Here is a 19,024-nt window from a genome sequence, read left to right on the forward strand (position 1 = left end):
CGGAGGAACCTCCATGACCCTGCACAACCCTGCGCCGGAACGCTTCGATGAAGCGTTCGACGTCCTGGTCGTCGGCTTCGGCTTCGCCGGCGGCGCCTCCGCCATCGCCGCGCATGACGCCGGTGCCCGCGTGCTGCTGATCGAGAAGATGCCCGATCCGGGCGGTATCTCGATCTGCGCCGGCGGCGGCATCCGCTCGATCACCGACCTGCCGCGCGGCCGGGAGTACCTGCGCCACGCCGTCGGCCCGGACGTGCCGGACGACGTGCTCGATGCCATCGCCTTCGGCATGGCCAATCTCGAAGGTTATTTCCGCAACCTCGCCAAGGTGGACGGCGCCGAGATCGTGCTGCGCGACCGCGGCGGCAACTATCCTTTCCCCGGCCATGACGCGCTCGGCATCGTCGAGGTGGCCTCCATTCCCGGCTTCGACGCCCGCGCCGAATATCCGCACGCACGCGGCCGCCTGCTCGGCCCGAACGTGTTCAAGCTGGTGCATGACAATGTCCGCTCGCGCGGCATCGAGGTGCGGCTGAACACGGCGGCTGAAAAGCTCATCCTCGGGCCGGACGGCGCGGTGCTCGGCGCCGAGATCCGCTCGGGCGACAAGGTCACGCGCGTCGCCGCCCGGCGCGGCGTCATCCTCGCCTCCGGCGGCTTCGAATCCGCCCCCGAGATCCAGCGCAAATACTGGCAGATCCGCCCGGTTCTGCCGGTCGCCACCCGCGGCAACACCGGCGACGGCCTGCGCATGGCGCAAGCGGCCGGCGCCGACCTCTGGCACATGTGGCACTTCCACGGCTCCTACGGCTTCCGCCATCCGGACCCGGCCTATCCCTATGCGCTGCGCGTCAAGCGTCTGCCGGACTGGAACCCGACCGTGAAGGAGCCGGACATACGCATGTCCTGGATCATCCTCGACGGCGAGGGGCGGCGCTTCATGAACGAGTACCACCCCTATCTGCAGGACACCGGCCATCGTCCGCTCGACCAGTTCGACCCGGCGACGCAGCGTTTCCCCAAAATCCCGGCCCATATCGTCATCGACGAGGAAGGCCGCCAGCTCTACCCGCTCGGCCAGGCGGTGGTGAACGACCGCTCGGTCGAGCCCTATGAATGGAGCGGCGACAACCTCAAGGAGGTCGGCAACGGCCTGCTCCAGCGCGCCGACAGCATCGAGGAGCTGGCGCGCATCATCGGCGCCGATCCAACGGTGGTCGCGCAGAGCCTCGACCGCTGGAACGCCGCCGTGGAAGCCGGCAGGGACGACGAGCAGGGCCGCCCGGCCGGCTCGCTCTTCAAGGTCGAGACCCCGCCCTTCTATGTCGGCACGCTGTGGCCGGTGGTGAACAACACGCAAGGGGGCCCTGCGCACGACGCCCGCCAGCGCATCGTCACCCCGCACGGTGCGCCGATCCCGCGCCTCTACGAGGCCGGCGAGATCGGCTCGATCTGGGGCTTCCTCTATCTCGGCGCCGGCAACCTCGCCGAGTGTTTCGTCACCGGCCAGATCGCCGGCCGCGAGGCGGCAAGCGAGCGCCCCTGGGCCAGCTCTCCCGAGCTGGCCACCGCCTGACACGAATTCAAGGACTTTGCCAATGACCGCCCGCAAGCATATGGCGCTCGGCGCCTTTCTCTATCCCACCGGCCACCATGCCGCCGCCTGGCGCCATCCGCAGGCGCAGGCCGATGCCGGCATCAACTTCAAGCATTATGCCGCGATCGCCCAGGCGGCGGAGGCGGCGAAGTTCGACATGCTGTTCCTCGCCGACAGCGCCGGCGCCCGTGGCGAGGACTGGGGGGCGCTGGCGCGCTTCTCCACCCATTATGTCGCGCAGTTCGAGCCGCTGACGCTGCTCGGCGCGCTGGCGGCGGTGACCGAGCGCATCGGCCTCGTCGCCACCGCCTCGACCACCTATAACGAGCCCTACATCCTGGCGCGCAAATTCGCCTCCATCGACCATATCAGCGGCGGGCGCGCCGCCTGGAACCTCGTCACCTCCGCCAACGAGGCCGAGGCGATGAATTTCGGCCGCGATCGCCTGCTCGACCATGACGAGCGCTACCGCCGCGCCACCGAGTTCCTCGCCGTCGCCGAGGGGTTGTGGGATTCGTGGGAGGACGACGCCTTCCTCCGCGACAAGGCGAGCGGCGTCTTCTTCGATCCGGACAAGGTCTACAGCCTCGACCATCGCGGCGAGTTCTTCGCCGTGCGCGGCCCGCTCAACATCCCGCGTTCGCCGCAGGGCTGGCCGGTGCTGGTGCAGGCCGGCTCGTCGGAGGCCGGCAAGGAGCTCGCCGGCGCCTCGGCGGAGGTGGTGTTCACCGCCCAGCAGACGCTCGCCAGCGCGCAGGCCTTCTATCGCGACGTGAAGGCGCGCGCCGTCGCCCATGGCCGCGCGCCGGACGATGTGAAGATCATGCCCGGCATCTTCCCGGTGGTCGGGCGCACCGAGGCGGAAGCCAAGACGAAGTTCGAGGAGCTGCAGAACCTCATCCACCCGGATGTGGCGCTATCGATCCTCGAGCACCGGCTCGGCATCCCGCTGCGGCACCTGCCGCTCGACGGGCCGCTGCCGAAGGACATCCCGCTCACCAACGCCGCCCAGAGCCGGCAGGCGCTGCTGGTCGAGCTCGCCGAGCGCGAGGGCCTGTCGATCCTCCAGCTCGGGCTGCGGGTCGCCGGTGCGCGCGGCCACTGGCAGGTGGTCGGCACGCCGGAACAGATCGTCGACGTGATGGAGGAGCGCTTCCTCAACGAGGGCGCCGATGGCTTCAACGTGATGCCGCCCTACCTGCCGGGCGGGCTCACCGATTTCATTGAGCTGGTCATCCCGGAGCTACGCCGGCGCGACCTGTTCCGCACCGAATATGAAGGCCGCACCCTGCGCGAGCATCTCGGCCTCAAGCGCCCCGGGCGCCGCCACAAGCACCACAAGGCGATCGAGGGCGCGGCGCACGACGCCACCGCCTCGGCCGCCGCCTGACCGCCATTCCTCGTTTCGGAGACCCTCAGATGCTCATCGACAAGCGCAGCCTCATCAAGGGCGCCGCCGCCCTCGCCCTCGCCGCCGGTCTCGCCGCGCCCTTCGCGCCCGCCCGCGCCGACACCCTGCCCGAGCGCTTCGCCGCGCTTTACGAGGCGGCCAAGAAGGACGGCCAGGTCGTCTTCTACACCTCCTACCGCCAGGAAACGAGCACGGCGGTGCTGGAGTTCTGGCGCAAGACCTTCCCGGATGTGAAGCTCAACATCGTCCAGAAGCAGACGCTCGACCTCATCCCGACCATCGAGGCGGAGAAGGCGGCCGGCCGCACCAACCCGGACGTGGTGTTCATCAGCCAGCGCTTCATTCTCGACGACTGGAAGAAGCGCGGCTATCTGACCGACTACAAGGTGCGCGACTTCGACAAGATCGGCGGCAACTACAAGGATGCCGACGGCGCCTATCTCGCCACCGCCTCGACGCTGCTCTCCGCCGCCTACAACCCGAAGGTCTTCCCCGATCCGTCGGTGCTGCCGAGGAAGATCACCGACTTCCTCGACCCGAAATGGAAGGGCAAGATCGTGTTCTCCGATCCGCGCTCGGCCGCCTCGCAGCTGACCTGGTTCCAGACGCTGCTCGCCCACAACATCATCACCTGGGACACCATCAAGGGCTTCGCTGCGCAGGACTTCCTGTTCACCCGCGGCAACGCCGAATCCGTGCGCCTGCTGGTGGCCGGCGAGCGCGACCTCTCGCCGCTGATCTCCTCGCAGAACGTCATCACCGCCAAGGAGCGCGGCCAGAGCATCGAGGCCTATATCCTCGACGAAGGCGTGGTCACCAACGAGAACTACCTCTCGATCTTCAAGGGCGGGCCGAACCCCAACGCCGCCAAGCTGCTGATCGAGGTGCTGACCAGTGCCGAGGGCCAGGAGATCGTGGCGCAAGCCGGCTCCTACATCCCGACCCATCCCGACGCCAAGACGCCGACCGGCCTGCCCAAGCTCTCCGACATCAAGGTGATCGTCGCGGACCAGGACATCGGTGGCGACGCCTCGCAGAAGTTCCTCGACCAGTTCGACGCGGCCTTCAACCGCCAGTAACCGACGTCCGGCCCCCGGCAAGGGGGCCGGTCCTCACCCGAGGTTCCCGACATGACGATCACCTTCCTGCGCCTCGACGCCACGACCCTCCATGCCCGCCTGAGGGGGCAGGGGGAAATCGCCCTCCTTGATCTGCGCGAAGAAGGCGTCTTCGGCGAACGGCACATCCTGGCCGCCTCCAACGCACCGCTATCCCGGCTGGAGCGCATCGTGCCGCCGCTGGTGCCGCGGCGCGCCACGCCGATCGTGCTGGTCGACGAGGACGAGACGCTCGCCGAGCGCGCCGCGCAGGTGCTCGCGCAGGCGGGCTACGATGACGTCTCCATTCTCGCCGGCGGCGTGCCGGCCTGGGCGGCGGCCGGCTTCGAGCTGTTCGCCGGCGTCTATGTGCCGAGCAAGGCGTTCGGCGAGTTCGTCGAGGTGACCTACGGCACGCCGCATATCGACGCGGACGAGTTCGAGGCCCGCCGCAAGGCCGGCGAGGACATCGTGCTGCTCGATAGCCGCCCCTTCGACGAATATAGCTGGATCACCATTCCCGGCGCCATCGACTGCCCCGGCGGCGAGCTCGTCCTGCGCGTGCGCGAGAGCGTGCCCAAGGACGACACGCTGGTGGTGGTGAATTGCGGCGGCCGCACCCGTTCCATCATCGGCGCGCAGGTGCTCATCGATGCCGGGCTGCCGAACCGGGTGGTGTCGCTGAAGAACGGCACCCAGGGCTGGCACCTCTCCGGCCTCGACGTCGAGCGCGGCGCCTCGAACGTCGCGCCGCTGCCCTCGGCTCCGGCGCATGCGTGGGCGCGCGAGGCGGCGGCGCGCCTTGCCGGGCGCTACGGCGTGCCGACCATCGATGCCGCCACCCTCGCGCAGTTCGAGGCCGCGCAGGCGGAGGCGACGCTCTATCGTTTCGATATGCGCGATCCCGGCGAATATCGCGCCGGCCATCGTCCCGGCTTCCTCTCGGTGCCCGGCGGCCAGCTGGTGCAGGCGACCGATACCTTCATCGCCGTGCGCCGCGCCCGCATCGTGCTCGCCGACGATGACGGCGTGCGCGCCCGCACCACGGCGGCGTGGCTCGCCCGCATGGGATTCGATCACGTCTTCGTCCTCGACGAGACAGCGGACACCGGCACGCCGGAGGTCGGCGAAGCGCCGGAGGCGGTGATCGGCCTCGACGCGGTCGCCGCCGAGGAGATCGATCCGGCCGCCCTCGCCGGACGGCTCGAAAAGGACGACGCCCTGGTGGTCGACCTCGGCTCGACGCGGCACTACCGGGCCGGCCATATCCCCGGCGCGTGGTTCGCCATCCGCAGCCGGCTCGCCGAGGACGCGGCGAAGCTTCCCGCCGCACCGCTCTATGTGCTGACGTCGCCCGACGGCATCGTCGCCCGTCTCGCCGCCGCCGAGCTCGCCGCGGCGACCGGCGCGTCGGTGAAGGTGCTGGCCGGCGGCACGCAGGCATGGCGGGCGGCGGGGCTGGCGCTGGAAACCCAGCCCGAGCGCCTCGCTTCCGCGCCGGAGGACGTGCTGCTGAAGGCCTTCGAGCGTCGCGACAAGCGGGAGGATGCCATGCGCGACTATCTGCAATGGGAGCTCGATCTCGTCGAGCAGGTGCGCCGCGACGGCACCATCACCTTCCGCCTCTGACGCCCCTGCAAGGATCACATCATGAGCTCCCCCGACGCCCGCCCGCTCGCGGGCAAGACCGCCCTCGTCACCGGCTCCGCCCGCCGCATCGGCCGCGAGAGCGCTCTGCTGTTGGCGCGCGAAGGCGCGCATGTGGTGGTGCATGCGAAATCCTCGCGCGAGGAGATCGAGGCGGTCGCCGCCGAGATCCACGCCGAGGGCGGCCGCGCCACGGCGCTGCTCGCCGACATCACCCTCGAGGCCGAGGCGCAGCATCTCGTCGACACCATTCTCGGCGAGACCGGCCGGCTCGACATCCTGGTGAACAACGCGGCAGTGCGCGGCGAGAAGCCCTTCACCGAGCTGGACCTTGCGACGTTCCGCTCCGTCTATTCCGTGATCGTCGAAGGCGCCTTCCTCGTCACCCGCGCCGCGGTACCGGCGATGCTGCGCAACGGCTTCGGCCGCATCATCTCCATCGGCGGGGTGAGCGCCCATTCGGGCGTCGCCCATCGCGTGCATGTCGCGACGGCGAAGGCGGCCCTGGTCGGCTTTACCAAAGCACTGGCGATCGAGTTCGGCGAGCAGGGCATCACCGCCAATATTGTGGTGCCGGGCCGAATCGGTGGCGCGCGGTCGAAGACCTCCGGCGCCGGGGGAGCTTTTCCCGGTGGCGGATACCTGCCGGTCGGCCATGAAGGCGCCCCGCGCAATGTCGCCGAGATCGTACGAACGCTCGCGGTCCCCAGCGGTGATTTCATCACTGGCCAGACCATTCATGTGAATGGCGGCATGTATCTGCCGTAAGGATCATCGGAGAGAGCGGCTCGCCGCGCAAATCGGCATCCTGCTTTGCCGTTTGGGATGAGCGGGATGTCGGGCCGGCTGCTCAATCGCCGCTGCTGGGGGCGAGAGAGCAGCCGTGCCGTGGCCGACGACGGCTTTGGCCGGTCCTGCACCCAAGCCCGATGGATCGTCGGCCGCCATTGTCAGGCGCGGTACTTCTTTGTCCAGGCGACGCAGGCACGATCGGCGGCTTCGAAGGTTGCTTCCAGATCGATGTCGGTGTGGGTGATCGAGATGAAGCGGCGATTGCCCGGCAGGATGAAGATGCCCTCGTTGATCAGCTCGATCTCGAGGGTGGCAAGCTTGCCGAGATCGGTGGCGATCACCTCGCGCCAGTTGGTGAGGGCCTTGTCGGTGAGCAGCATGTGCCACATGGGCCCGTCGCCGAAGACCAGCAGCCCCATCTGGTGGCGGTCCATCACCTCCTGCAGGCCGGCGCGCAGCTTGTCGGCCATGGCAAAGGTGCGCTCATAGACGCCCGGCTCCTCAAGGATGTCCAGCGTCGCCAGTGCCGCAGCGCAGCCGAGCGGATGACCCTGTAGCGTGCCGTTCTGGTAAACATAGGTCGCGTGGCCCTTACGGGTCGGGTCTGCCTGGTCCATGATCTCGGCACGCCCCATCACCGCACCGACCGGCAGTCCGCCACCGATGATCTTGCCGAAGGTGGCCATGTCCGGCGTCACGCCGAAATAGCCCTGGGCGCCGGTAAGCCCGTAGCGGAACCCGGTGACGACCTCGTCCATGATCATGACGATGCCGTGCTTGGCGGTCAGTTCGCGTATCGCCTGCAGGAAGCCGGGCTTGGGCGAGAGTATCCGCTGGATCGGCTCAACGATCACGGCGGCGATGTCCTTGCCATGCTCCGCAAGGATCGAGGCCAGCATATCGGGATCATTATAGGGAGCGACCAGCATCAGGTCGCGCACCACTTCCGGAATTCCGTCGGTGTCCGGCACCGGGGTGGGAAAATTGGCCAGCTTCTTCGGCGTGGTCGAGAGCTGCGTGTAGTCGTGGTTGCCGTGATAGGCGCCCTCGAATTTCAGGATCTTGTCGCGCCCGGTGAAGGCGCGGGCGAGCCGCATGGCGTGGAAGGTGGATTCCGAACCCGAAGTGGTAAGGCGAATGCGTTCGGCGCAGGGGACGATCGCGTTCAGCCGGCGGGTCAGTTCGACCGCACCCTCGTTGAGATAGGAAAAGAAGTGGGCGCCGCGGGTGATCTGCTCGGTGATCGCCTTCTGGAGCACGGGATGGGCGTGACCGGTGAAGATGGCGCCGGAGCCGAGTACATAGTCGATGTACTCGTTGCCCGAGGTGTCCCAGAAGCGAGGCCCGGCACCGTGGCTGAACACGAATTCCGTGCCCGCCGGGAAGCTGTTGCCGCCGAGTACGCCGCCGGGAATGAGGCGGGTGGCGTCGGTGAATTCCTGCTGCTCCTTTGCCGACAAATGGCCGTGCCGCCCGAGCGTGCGGGTTGCTGCCTGGGTGGATGAAGAGGTGAGCGGCTGCATCTGACTTCCTTTCCTATCGCGTCACCGGCGTGCGTCTCAATGGGACGTCGTCCCGGACGGTGCATTCTCGACGAGACGCAGGAAGCGCCTTGTCCGTTCATGGCTTGGATTGTCGATCACCTGTGCCGGCGTGCCGTCCTCGATGACGCGGCCTTCATCCATGAAGATGACGCGGTCGGCGACCTCGCGGGCGAAACGGATCTCATGGGTGACCACCATCATCGTCATGCCGGTTTCGGCCAGCTTGCGCATGACCAGCAGCACCTCGCCGACCAGTTCGGGGTCGAGCGCCGAGGTCGGCTCGTCGAACAGCATCAGCTTCGGCTTCATGGCGAGCGCACGGGCGATGGCCACCCGTTGCTGCTGGCCACCGGATAGCCGATGCGGCAAGTGGTCGGCGTGGCCGGCGAGCCCGACCGCAGCGAGCAACCGAAGGCCGGTTTCCTCTGCCGCGGCCGGGTCGACGCCAAGCACACGGATCGGCGCTTCCATGACGTTCTGAAGCGCGGTCATGTGGTTGAACAGGTTGAAATGCTGGAAAACCATGGCAATGCGCGCTTTTGCCCGCGCCTGGGCGAGGTTGCGCTGGGGAGCGAGGCCGCCGCCCGGCAGGCGGCGATAGCCCACGAGATCGCCGCCGACCAGAATCTCGCCCCAGTCGATCGCCTCCAGATGGTTGATGGTGCGCAGCAGCGTCGACTTTCCCGAGCCGCTGGGGCCGAGGATGGCGACCACCTCGCCCGACTTAACCGTCAGGTCGATGCCGGCCAGCACCGTGCGCTCGTCATACGCCTTCTGCACATTGGCGCAGGTGACGAAGGGTTCGTCGGTTGCGTCCGGGGCTGCGTCGACGAGGGTACGCAGCCAGTCGCGTCTCTCCTCCCGGCCCTCGGCCTCCGGCGCCGCCGGCCGGGACGGTTCCTCCTGCATGGGCGCCGAGGTCCGCCGCGTGAAGCCGAGCATGCGGGCAACCACGCCGCCCCCCGCGTCCTTCGGCAGTTCATAATTGAACCGGCGCTCCATCCGCTCCTGCACAAGGGCGATGAGCGTGGTGATCAGCAGATAGATCAGGCCGGTGGCGCCAAAGACCGTAAAGAACTTGAAATTCTGGCCGACGATCTGCTGCGAGCGATAGGTGAGCTCGGAGACGAAGATGACGGAAGCCAGCGACGTCATCTTGAGCATGTTGATGACGTCATTGCCGACACCGGGCAGGATGGCGCGCATCGCCTGCGGCAGCACGATGCGCCGCAGGGTGAGGAAATTCCCCATGCCCAGCGAGCTCGCAGCCACCGTCTGGTTCCGGTTCACCGAGAGGATGCCGCCGCGAATGATCTCGGCGCAGAAGGCCGCCTCGTTCAGCGCAAAGCCGATGACAGCAGTGGTGAAGCTGTTGAAGCGGATGCCGACCAGCGGCAGGGCATCATAGATGAAGACAAGCTGCAGCAGCAGCGGTGTTCCTCGCATCACCCAGATGTAGAAGGCCGACGCGCCGCGGAAGGCCGCGATGTTGGACAGTCGCATCAGGGCGAGCCCGAGGCCGAACGCCAGGCCCAGTATCATGGCGAGGGCGGTGATCTCGATGGCGATCAGCGCACCGGTCCACAGGAAGCCCGACGTCGCATAGCCCCATAGTTCGACGAAGCCCGCGAGTGGGCCGCCGGTGGTTTCCGGGCTTTGAGCGAGAGCGGATCCTGCCGGCAGCAACGCCGCCGGCAGGGTGACAGAGAGCCCGAGGAATCTCCGCTGCAGAAGCTGCGACACGGTCACTTCTCGTTCTTGACGACGGCGGTGATCTGGGAGGCGGGATCGACGTTGTATTTCTTGAAGATGGCCGCCTGCTGGCCGGTGGCCTGCAGCATGGTCATGCCGTCATAGATGGCCTTGAGAAGGTCCGGGTCGTCCTTGCGCACCGCCGGGCCGATCTTGATGCCGCTGAGCGTCATGAAGGCGCGCGAATACTTGGTCGGGTTTTCAGCGACCAGCGTGTCGATGAGGCCGGCGTCCCACATCATGATGTCGGCGCGCTGGCTGTCGATCAGCCGGATGCCGGCCGCGACGTCCTGGAAGGACATCATCTCGACGCCGGGCTTGCCCGCCGCCTTGCAGGCCGCGTCGGCCTCCTTGACGATGCTTTCCTCGAAGCCGCCGAGGGTAACGCCGGCGACCGCACCGCACATCTGGTCCTTGCTGGCGATCTTCTTCGGGTTGCCGGCCTGGGTCATCGCCCCGGTGCCGGCCTCCATGTAGATCACGAAGTCGAGGATCTTGCCGCGCTCGGGCTTGTAATAGAGGTTGTCCCACAGGACATCGAGCTGCCCGGCCTGCACGGCGGGCAGCAGGCCCGACCAGGCGCCGGCGACGAACTCGTATTTGACGCCGGCGCAGTCGAACACCGCGCGTGCGACATCCGCGTCGATGCCGACCAGCTTGTCGAAATTGTCGGGCGCCCGCATGACATAGGGCGGGGTCTGCGGATCGGCGCCGATCTTGACGGTGCGGCCGACCAGCCCCGGATATTTCTCCGCCAGCTTGGCGGGCTCGCAGGCGGGGGCCGCTTCGGCGAGGCCGGTCAGGCAAAACAGGCCGATGGTGGACAAAAGTGCAGCGGCCACCGGAATATGAATGCGCTTCATTCTATAGCTCCGTTCCCAATCTGGTTTGGTGTCGTTGTCCCTGCCGGCCGTTGTCGTCGGCCGTTGTTCATTGGCGTGCGATGCGCCAGTTGCGCGGATCGATAGAGCGGCGCGCCCAGCTGTTGCGGACAATGTCGAGGACGAGGCGCTCGGATTCGTCGATGAAGTCGCTGAGGACCAGCGCCGCCTCTTTTCGGCGGCCGGCGAGTAGGTGCTCGGCGATCTCGCGATTGGCCGGGATCCAGTGCGACTGGAAGTTCCGGTCGCTTCGCGCATCGGCCAGCGCAAGGCTGAGCTGGGCCATGATCACTTCGAAGAAGCGATCCAGCCGCCGGCTGCCGATCAGGGCGACGATGCCGTGATGAAAGCGCAGGCTGGCGGTGCCGACGAGCAGCCAGTTGTTGGCGTCCGCCGCCCTGTTGGCGGTGTCCAGCAGTTCGACCAGGGCGTCGAGCCGCTCCTGGGGGGCGTAGGCGCTCTGCTCGACCGCGCGGAACTGCAGCGCGCGGCGCACCACGAAGATGTCGCGGACATCGTCGGCGGTCATCGCCCGGACCCGGGCGCCCTTGTAGAGCTGCTGCTCGATGAGGCCTTCGGACGCGAGCTGCCGGAGCGCCTCCCTCAGTGTGTTGCGCGAAACCTCGAGGGCGCCGGACAGGGCGGCTTCTCGCAACGCTGTTCCCGAGGGCATCTGCCCGGTGAGGATGCGCTCGCGAAGTGCATCGGCCACCCGCAGGGCGGCGGCCTCGGCACCGTCGAGGTCCCGGATATCCAGTTTCGGCTCGGTTTCGCTGGGGTCGAATGTCACGCTGGCGTCCGTCGTTATCAACGGTTCGACATTATTGTTGAACAATCCTGATTGGAAAGCTCAAATCTTCACCAGGAAAATGCGCGGGTGGTGTTCGATTTGTGGTGAAAAAATCGTGACGAGCTTTAGCTTTTGATGATGAGTGAATGTCGGCAGGTATTTTCGTTGAACAAAAATGAGGCGATGGCTGGGAATTGTCCGGTCCCAGTTGGAGGTCTCGGAGGGGCGCGGCCCCGGTGAAAGCAACAGAAGCGCGCCTCGCTCCTATGTCCGCGGGCCTGCACGCCCCTTTTCGACCGCATCGAGGGACCGCGCGGCATGGCATCGCTGACGCCGACACCCGGGAGGTGTCCGCGCTGTGCGCCACGATTCGCGCTGCGGTGGTTGGCTGGCATGTGATCCGCGGCCGCGACGAGATGCTCGCGCTCCCGGACGGGCTGCTACCCGCGCCAGCCCCAACGCTTGCGTGAGTGTGTCGGAGGTCCTGAAGCCGGACGCCTTCGAGACCTGCGTGCTTCGATACGCTCGCCCACGCCTTCTTGAGATCCGGCCGTGTTTTCTCGCCGACTGTACCTGCGGATGCGCCAGCAATCACGAACCGGCCGAGTCGGGGAAGCTCGCCGAGACAGGTGAGGGCAGGGGCATTCAGGGCGACAGATCGTTTTCCGACCTTCGAGCCTGGAAGCAGAAGCAACCCTCGATCCGCGTCGGGCCGTAAATCGCGGCCGTATCAACATTCGACGACGTTGACGGCGAGGCCGCCGAGACTGGTCTCCTTGTACTTCTCGCTCATGTCCATGCCGGTTTGCCGCATCGTCTCGATGGCGACGTCGAGCGGAACGAAATGCGTGCCGTCGCCCTTGATCGCCAGCGAGGCGGCCGTGACGGCCTTCACCGCGCCGAGCGCGTTGCGCTCGATGCAAGGTACCTGCACGAGGCCGCCGATCGGGTCGCAGGTCATTCCAAGATGATGCTCGAGCGCGATCTCGGCTGCGTTCTCAACCTGCTCGGGAGAGCCCCCCAATACGGCCGCCAGCCCCGCAGCGGCCATCGCGGATGCGGCCCCCACCTCGCCCTGGCATCCGACTTCCGCGCCCGAGATCGAAGCGTTGGCTTTGATGATTCCGCCGATCGCGGCTGCCGTCATGAGAAAATCCCGGATGCTTCTTTGATCGGCTTCGGCATGGAAATGCAGCCAGTACCGTAGGACGGCGGGCACCACGCCGGCCGCGCCGTTCGTCGGGGCCGTGACGACGCGGCCACCGGCGGCATTCTCCTCGTTCACCGCCATGGCGTAGATCGACAGCCAGTCGTTGGCCAGCAACGGATTGGATCGGTTGTTCCGCCAGTCATCGACCAGTCTGTCATGCAAGGTACGAGCGCGGCGCTTGACCTTCAGGCCGCCCGGCATGATGCCGTCCTGCGCGAGGCCACGCTCGATGCAGCCTCTCATGGCATTCCAGATGGCATCCAGCCCTTCGTCGAGCTCGGCGCGTGACATCCACGCCTCTTCATTTGCCCGTTTGAGCTGGGCAATCGACAGCCCGCTTTCCGACGCCATGGACAGCATTTCGACGGCCGTCCGGAAGGGATAAGGCACCGTTCGCTGGTCCACGGCGGGAGCCCGGTTCGACCTGGCGAATTGCAACTCCTCCGCGGAGACAACAAACCCGCCACCGACCGAATAATAAACGCGCTCGACCAGCAGGCGTCCCGCGTCGTCATAGCCTTGGAAGCTCATGCCGTTCGCATGGCCGGGCAGCGGCGTCGTCTTGTCCAGGACGAGATCCGTCACCGGGTCGAAAGAATACGCCGGATGGCCGGGTGGCCGCACGGTGTGCAACGTCGAGACGGCACGGACGATGGCGTCGACTTCATCGGGGTTCACGGTCTCTGGCGTCTCTCCGGCGAAGCCGAGGATCACCGCGCGATCGGATCCATGCCCGATGCCGGTATGGGCCAGCGACCCGTACAGGCGGGCGCCGATGCGGGTGACGCTGTCGTCCGCCGTCCGTCGCCATGCTCCCCCCTTCACATCTTCCAGAAAGCGCGCCGCGGCGGTCATCGGCCCCATCGTATGGGAGCTGGACGGTCCGATGCCGATCTTGAAGAGCTCGAAGACGGACAGGAACATGATGTTTCTCGCCACTACCTGGCGGCCAGCTGCGGCGGCCATGGGAGAGTACTTCATACACAGAATTGAACGAACAGCTTGGTGAGCTCCAGCATGTCACCGACAGGCCTTGTCCTGAGGCAGGAACTGGCCTGCCCGCACGATCTGCGCAAGTCGGCCGGCAGCCGCTCCCCCAACCTTTCCCGATGCGGCTGACCTTGGTCTCTCAGGAGCGAAATTGTTGCACCGAATTGGCGCGAAGCGCATAAGCGCGGCACGCATTTATGGAGGAGTTCCATGCCGGCTTATCGCTCTCGGACCACGACCCATGGCCGCAACATGGCTGGTGCGCGCGGCCTTTGGCGCGCCACCGGAATGAAGGACGATGATTTCGGCAAGCCGATCATCGCGGTGGTGAACTCCTTCACCCAGTTCGTCCCAGGCCATGTGCACCTGAAGGACCTCGGTCAGCTGGTGGCGCGCGAGATCGAGGCGGCAGGCGGTGTAGCCAAGGAATTCAACACCATCGCGGTGGATGACGGCATCGCCATGGGTCATGACGGCATGCTCTATTCGCTGCCCTCGCGCGAGCTCATCGCCGACAGCGTGGAGTACATGGTCAACGCACATTGCGCCGACGCCATGGTGTGCATCTCCAACTGCGACAAGATCACGCCCGGCATGTTGATGGCGTCGCTCCGCCTCAACATCCCGACCGTGTTCGTTTCGGGCGGCCCGATGGAGGCCGGCAAGGTGGTGCTCGGCGGCAAGACCAAGGCTCTCGACCTCGTCGACGCGATGGTTGCCGCGGCCGACGATCGCGTGGCGGACGAGGACGTCAGGGCGATAGAGCGCTCGGCCTGTCCGACCTGCGGCTCGTGCTCGGGCATGTTCACCGCCAACTCGATGAACTGTCTCACCGAGGCACTCGGCCTTTCCTTGCCCGGCAACGGCTCGACGCTGGCGACCCATGCCGATCGCAAGCGACTCTTCGTCGAGGCAGGACATCTCATTGTCGATCTCGCCCGCCGCTATTACGAGGAAGAGGATGCCGGCGTGCTGCCGCGCTCCATCGCCACCTTCTCGGCTTTCGAGAACGCGATGACGCTCGACATCGCCATGGGCGGCTCGACCAACACGGTGCTGCATCTGTTGGCCGCCGCGCATGAGGGCGACGTGCCCTTTACCATGGCCGATATCGACCGTCTCTCGCGCCGCGTGCCAGTCCTGTGCAAGGTTGCTCCAGCCATCTCGGACGTGCACATGGAAGACGTCCACCGCGCTGGCGGCATCATGGGCATCCTCGGCGAGCTCGATCGCGCCGGGCTCCTCGATACCTCCGTCGGCTCGGTACATGCGCCGAGCCTCAAGGCCGCGCTCGATCATTGGGACGTAAAGCGCACCTCCAGCGAGGCGGTGCACGCGTTTTTCCGCGCCGGGCCTGGTGGCATTCCCACTCAGGTCGCCTTCAGCCAGTCGGCGCGCTACGATGACGTCGATACAGATCGTGAGAACGGGGTGATCCGCGCAGCCGCGCATGCCTTCTCCAGGGATGGCGGCCTCGCCGTGCTCTATGGCAACCTTGCCGAGGACGGCTGCATCGTGAAGACGGCTGGCGTTGACGACAGCATCCTTAAATTCACCGGCACCGCCGCCGTGTTTGAAAGCCAGGACGATGCCGTCTCCGCCATCCTTGGCAATCGGGTGACGGCGGGACAGATCGTGCTCATTCGCTACGAGGGTCCGCGTGGTGGACCGGGCATGCAGGAGATGCTCTACCCAACCAGCTACCTCAAGTCGAAGGGGCTCGGAAAGCTATGCGCCCTTGTCACCGACGGTCGCTTTTCGGGAGGTTCTTCGGGCCTGTCCATCGGACATGTCTCGCCGGAGGCGGCCGAGGGTGGCACGATCGGGCTGGTGCGGGAGGGCGACACCATCGAGATCGACATTCCGAACCGGCGAATCCACCTCGCCGTCCATGACGCCGAGCTCGCGGCCCGCCGCGAGGAACAGGATGCGAAGGGATGGAAACCCGCCGCGCCGCGCAAACGCAATGTCTCGACCGCTCTCAAGGCCTATGCCGCACTGGCCACCAGCGCCGCCAAGGGCGCGGTTCGACAGTTGCCGTGATGGAAGGGCACGTATTCCCGCTTGGTGTTCCCGGCGGGGGCGGGCCCGACAGCAGGAGGCGGACCGGACCTTTACCGGTTCGTGACAACGATCAGGCCGGAATAGCCTCCGGTTTCGATCTCGCCAAGAAACTGGGTGAGCGAGAAGCCGTAGGCTTCGCCTGGACGGGCGTCGCGGGGAATCAGGCCGCTGAGATCCACGACCCGCCGCTCCCACGGCCCGAACTCGCGGCGCAGCTCGATCAGCAGCACCGCGCGACCGGCCTTGCGAGATGCGGCCCGCGGCGCGGCGTCTTCCGCCAACAGCCTCCGCGCGAAGCCCGCATCACCCTCGTGCACGAGGCTACGCTTCTCGCTGAAGGCGGCCTCCATCGGCAGCCGTCGTTCGCTCTTGATCAGTCCGTCCTTCAGCGGCACCCCCAGCCGCTTCAACCGTTCCGCGACCTGCTCGAAGGACCAAAGCGTCACCTCCACGCGCACGAGCTGGGTGAAGCCGCTGACATTGGCGACGGAAACCGGAATCATGAAGCTCTGCCCGGGCGGCAGCAGCTTCACGGTGACATTGTGCTGCGCCGAATGCCGGTCATAGGCTGGATCGAGCACCGGCTCCCAGGGCGGCGCATTGGGATCGCGTCCCGGGCACCAGGCCTTCACCACCAGGCATTCATGAGCGAGGTGCGCGGGGAACCAGGGCGACGGACAGGCCACGGTCGTCACGCTGTCGCCCCCCGGCTGCAGCGCGCCGCGGATGAAGACGCCCTGCGCCGTCGCCGCGGCCTTCGACCCGCCGACCGGATAGACCGTGTTGTCGGTAATCGCCGCGCTCGGATCGGCCCAGTAGAAGGTGACGTTGACATTCGCTGCGTCCATCAGCCCGCGATTGTGCACCCGCGCAAAGATCTGGTTGGCCTCGCCCTCGACCGGCAGGTTCTTGCCCAGCGAACTCATCACCCAGATATCCGGCGACAGCCAGAACACCCCGGTCGGCGCGATCGGATCGTCATGGTTGAGCAGGATGTACGGCGTATATACGGGTTTGCCGTCGCGGTTCTGCAACCGCGGGTCATAGCGTCGGGGATGATTGCGAAGAGGCAGCACAAAGTCGACGGCGGCCTCGTCTTCCTGGCCCCCCTTCATCATGGATCCTCCACCACGTCGACCGGCTGCGCCGGGTCGTTGAGCTTGGTACCGCGCCGCGGGCGCCAGCATTTCCAGCCATAGCCGCGATCGCCGTCGAGATTGAATTCGGGTAGCCCCGCCGCTCCGGTACGCAGGATCTCCAACGCATTGGCGACGACACCGCCGAAATTTGCGCCTCTCGTGGGAAAGACGCCCGGATTCAGCATGCCGCCACCGAGGAGACCGAGCCCGTCAACGATGCGGTCGGCATAGATGCCGAAGTCGAAGGCCACGAGCGTCGACGGCATCTCGGTCATGGCCTGTGGGTGCCGCAGGTAGCCGAGATCGGGCCGGATTGGCGTGCCGGTCTGCGCATCGACTTGCGCGTCGACACGAAGCGGGTAGCTCTCGTTGCGACCGTTGCGGGTGAGCGGAACGCCGGTGGGCATCGTCTGATCTGTCGCGGGCATCCAGGGTTGGTTGTCGTCGACCGGAGGGCTGCCCAGTTCGCCACCAAGCGGATAGAAGACGCCGGAAGTCACGAGGCTCTTGCGCAGGGCGGTGACGGTGTCGAAAAGCAGCATCCGCAGCCAGTAGATATGGCCGGCGAGCTCCGACCAGTCGACCGGATCGCCGGCCTCGGCAGCGTTGATCAGCGCGGCGATCCCCGCGACCAAGGCGCCGACTCCGACAATGATGTTGCCCGTCAGAATGGCGATGACGGCGAGAATGATGGCGAGCACACCCGAGACGGTTGCGTCCGTGGCCGAGCCGCCGCCGCCACCGCCGGGCGACGGCGCGGGCGGCGGCGTCGTGCCGGCGTCCGTATACCAGGTGGGCGGCGTTTCGTGGCCGGCGGGCGGCGGTCCGGGATGCTTTGGGCATAGCGGGCTGTCACCCGTCATGAACCAAAGCACCGACAGCGCGCCGACATAGGCCTCCCTCAACGCGACCGGGTCGGTAACCGAGGCCGCCGGCTGCAGCGGTGCGGCCCGACCGCCATAGGTCGCGGTAGCGGCAGCGGCGATCACCGCGGCGATCGTGTCGAAACCGGGCGTGGCGGGCATCGCGCCGCTCGCGGCTGCGCTCGCCGCGTCCGGCCCCTCGATCGGGTCGAGCCGGACGGTATTCTGCAAATTCGCGCCGCAGAGATTGGCCCAGGCGTCATAGTCTGGGGTCGGAGTGTCACCGTTCATCGCCGCCGGCGTGCGGTATCGTCCAAAGACCCAGGCATCGACATAGTTGCGCACGAATTTGTTGCGCCACCAATGCGTCCGGTATGGGCCGAAGACGATGGAATTGACGAAGGGCTCGCCAATGACCGCGCTGGCAATATGGATCATCCAGCCATAGGCATAGGCGCGCAGCGCATCGTCGTTCCGCGCATTCGCCTCGGCCAGGAGCGCGCGGGCGAAGGCTCCGGTCTCGGTCCAGCGGAGATATTCGAACCCGCGCCAAAGACGCGCGACGCCGGGATTGTCGCCCTGGATGGAGGGCATGCCGCCTATGATGGCCAATGCGCCACCCGTCTGCAGCGGCTTTGCCAGTTCGACCAGTTCCTTCAGCGCCGCGATCTTTGGCTCCAGCTGGTCGAGCTCGTTCTTGGCCGCCTTCAACGCGTCGAGGTCCTGCACGTCCACGATCGCTTGAAGCCGTTCGAAAAGATCGAAGATGTCCCGGATGTCGTCCAGCTTCGGCACGAGCAACCGATAGAGGAGGCCGTACACGGCCATTTCCGGATTCGGCACGACCTGCTGCGCAAGCGCCGCCTGCTCATCCGGCGGCAGCGTGGTGATGTCGTCGGTATTTATGATCGTGTCGAGCGCCGCCGCCGGCACCGGCCGGTAGCGGAGGAGGTCCGGCCCGAGCGCACCGAGACGCGCATGGGCGGCATGGGTCTTCATCAGGTTGGCCAGCGCCATGTCGTCCGGCGAGCCGACGGCCAAGGCGTCAACAACAAGATCGAGAGCTTGCAGATGGAAGGCCGTGCCGGGCACCCTGACCTCCATAAATCACATGACGATGCGACATATTGTCTCCTTCCGTCAAGTTCAGCAATACGTAGTCGCAAGCCCGCCTGCTCGGCAGCACGGGTTCAAGCGACGCGATGACGACGCGGCAATTCGGGCGCGCTATCGGCTTGCGGTTGCCG

Annotated in this window: 13 protein-coding genes; 6 read left to right on the forward strand and 7 right to left on the reverse strand. The window is 66.6% G+C overall.

What is annotated here, in order from left to right; translation table 11 throughout:
• Window positions 1–13 precede the first annotated feature (13 nt).
• The 5 genes from AC1RU4_RS24350 to AC1RU4_RS24370 are packed head-to-tail and all read left to right on the forward strand — an operon-like array spanning window position 14 to window position 6,520.
• Window positions 14–1,576, forward strand: coding sequence for an FAD-dependent oxidoreductase (locus AC1RU4_RS24350; RefSeq protein ID WP_492894116.1), 1,563 nt, complete (start codon window positions 14–16; stop codon window positions 1,574–1,576).
• Between the two features lie 22 nt (window positions 1,577–1,598).
• A complete protein-coding gene (locus tag AC1RU4_RS24355; protein WP_492894118.1) occupies window positions 1,599–2,987 on the forward strand; it encodes an LLM class flavin-dependent oxidoreductase in 1,389 nt (462 codons plus the stop codon).
• 29 nt (window positions 2,988–3,016) lie between these two features.
• The gene (locus AC1RU4_RS24360) at window positions 3,017–4,087 is read left to right on the forward strand and encodes an ABC transporter substrate-binding protein (protein ID WP_492894120.1); all 1,071 of its coding nucleotides are present in this window, start codon (window positions 3,017–3,019) and stop codon (window positions 4,085–4,087) included.
• 51 nt (window positions 4,088–4,138) lie between these two features.
• Window positions 4,139–5,734 carry a rhodanese-like domain-containing protein gene (locus tag AC1RU4_RS24365; RefSeq protein WP_492894122.1) on the forward strand — a complete coding sequence of 532 codons (1,596 nt, stop codon included), beginning with the start codon at window positions 4,139–4,141 and terminating at the stop codon, window positions 5,732–5,734.
• A gap of 21 nt (window positions 5,735–5,755) precedes the next feature.
• Window positions 5,756–6,520 (forward strand): SDR family NAD(P)-dependent oxidoreductase, encoded by a 765-nt coding sequence (locus AC1RU4_RS24370; protein ID WP_492894124.1) that lies wholly within the window; start codon window positions 5,756–5,758, stop codon window positions 6,518–6,520.
• Between the two features lie 182 nt (window positions 6,521–6,702).
• Here AC1RU4_RS24370 and AC1RU4_RS24375 read toward each other — a convergent pair whose 3' ends face one another.
• The 5 genes from AC1RU4_RS24375 to AC1RU4_RS24395 form a co-directional block, all read right to left on the reverse strand.
• Entirely contained in the window at window positions 6,703–8,067 is a 1,365-nt protein-coding gene (locus AC1RU4_RS24375; RefSeq protein ID WP_492894126.1) for an aspartate aminotransferase family protein, read from the reverse strand.
• Between the two features lie 36 nt (window positions 8,068–8,103).
• Window positions 8,104–9,831, reverse strand: coding sequence for an amino acid ABC transporter permease/ATP-binding protein (locus AC1RU4_RS24380; RefSeq protein ID WP_492894128.1), 1,728 nt, complete (start codon window positions 9,829–9,831; stop codon window positions 8,104–8,106).
• 2 nt (window positions 9,832–9,833) lie between these two features.
• Window positions 9,834–10,703: an ABC transporter substrate-binding protein gene (locus tag AC1RU4_RS24385; protein ID WP_492894130.1), complete on the reverse strand. Its 870-nt coding sequence runs from the start codon at window positions 10,701–10,703 to the stop codon at window positions 9,834–9,836.
• A 67-nt stretch (window positions 10,704–10,770) separates the two neighbouring features.
• Window positions 10,771–11,511: a GntR family transcriptional regulator gene (locus AC1RU4_RS24390; RefSeq protein WP_492894132.1), complete on the reverse strand. Its 741-nt coding sequence runs from the start codon at window positions 11,509–11,511 to the stop codon at window positions 10,771–10,773.
• Window positions 11,512–12,241: 730 nt separating this feature from the next.
• Window positions 12,242–13,645 (reverse strand): L-serine ammonia-lyase, encoded by a 1,404-nt coding sequence (locus tag AC1RU4_RS24395; RefSeq protein ID WP_492894134.1) that lies wholly within the window; start codon window positions 13,643–13,645, stop codon window positions 12,242–12,244.
• 276 nt (window positions 13,646–13,921) lie between these two features.
• On the opposite strand from AC1RU4_RS24395, the gene ilvD reads away from it, so the two are divergent.
• Window positions 13,922–15,754: a dihydroxy-acid dehydratase gene (gene ilvD / locus AC1RU4_RS24400; RefSeq protein WP_492894136.1), complete on the forward strand. Its 1,833-nt coding sequence runs from the start codon at window positions 13,922–13,924 to the stop codon at window positions 15,752–15,754.
• A 71-nt stretch (window positions 15,755–15,825) separates the two neighbouring features.
• On the opposite strand, the gene AC1RU4_RS24405 is transcribed toward ilvD, so the two are convergent.
• Entirely contained in the window at window positions 15,826–16,893 is a 1,068-nt protein-coding gene (locus tag AC1RU4_RS24405) for a hypothetical protein (RefSeq protein ID WP_492894138.1), read from the reverse strand.
• A complete protein-coding gene (locus AC1RU4_RS24410) occupies window positions 16,890–18,869 on the reverse strand; it encodes a hypothetical protein (RefSeq protein ID WP_492894140.1) in 1,980 nt (659 codons plus the stop codon). Before AC1RU4_RS24410 ends, AC1RU4_RS24405 begins: the two co-directional genes overlap by 4 nt.
• Window positions 18,870–19,024: the final 155 nt, after the last annotated feature.

This window comes from Ancylobacter sp. GW821-FHT10E12 (genome assembly GCF_058809335.1).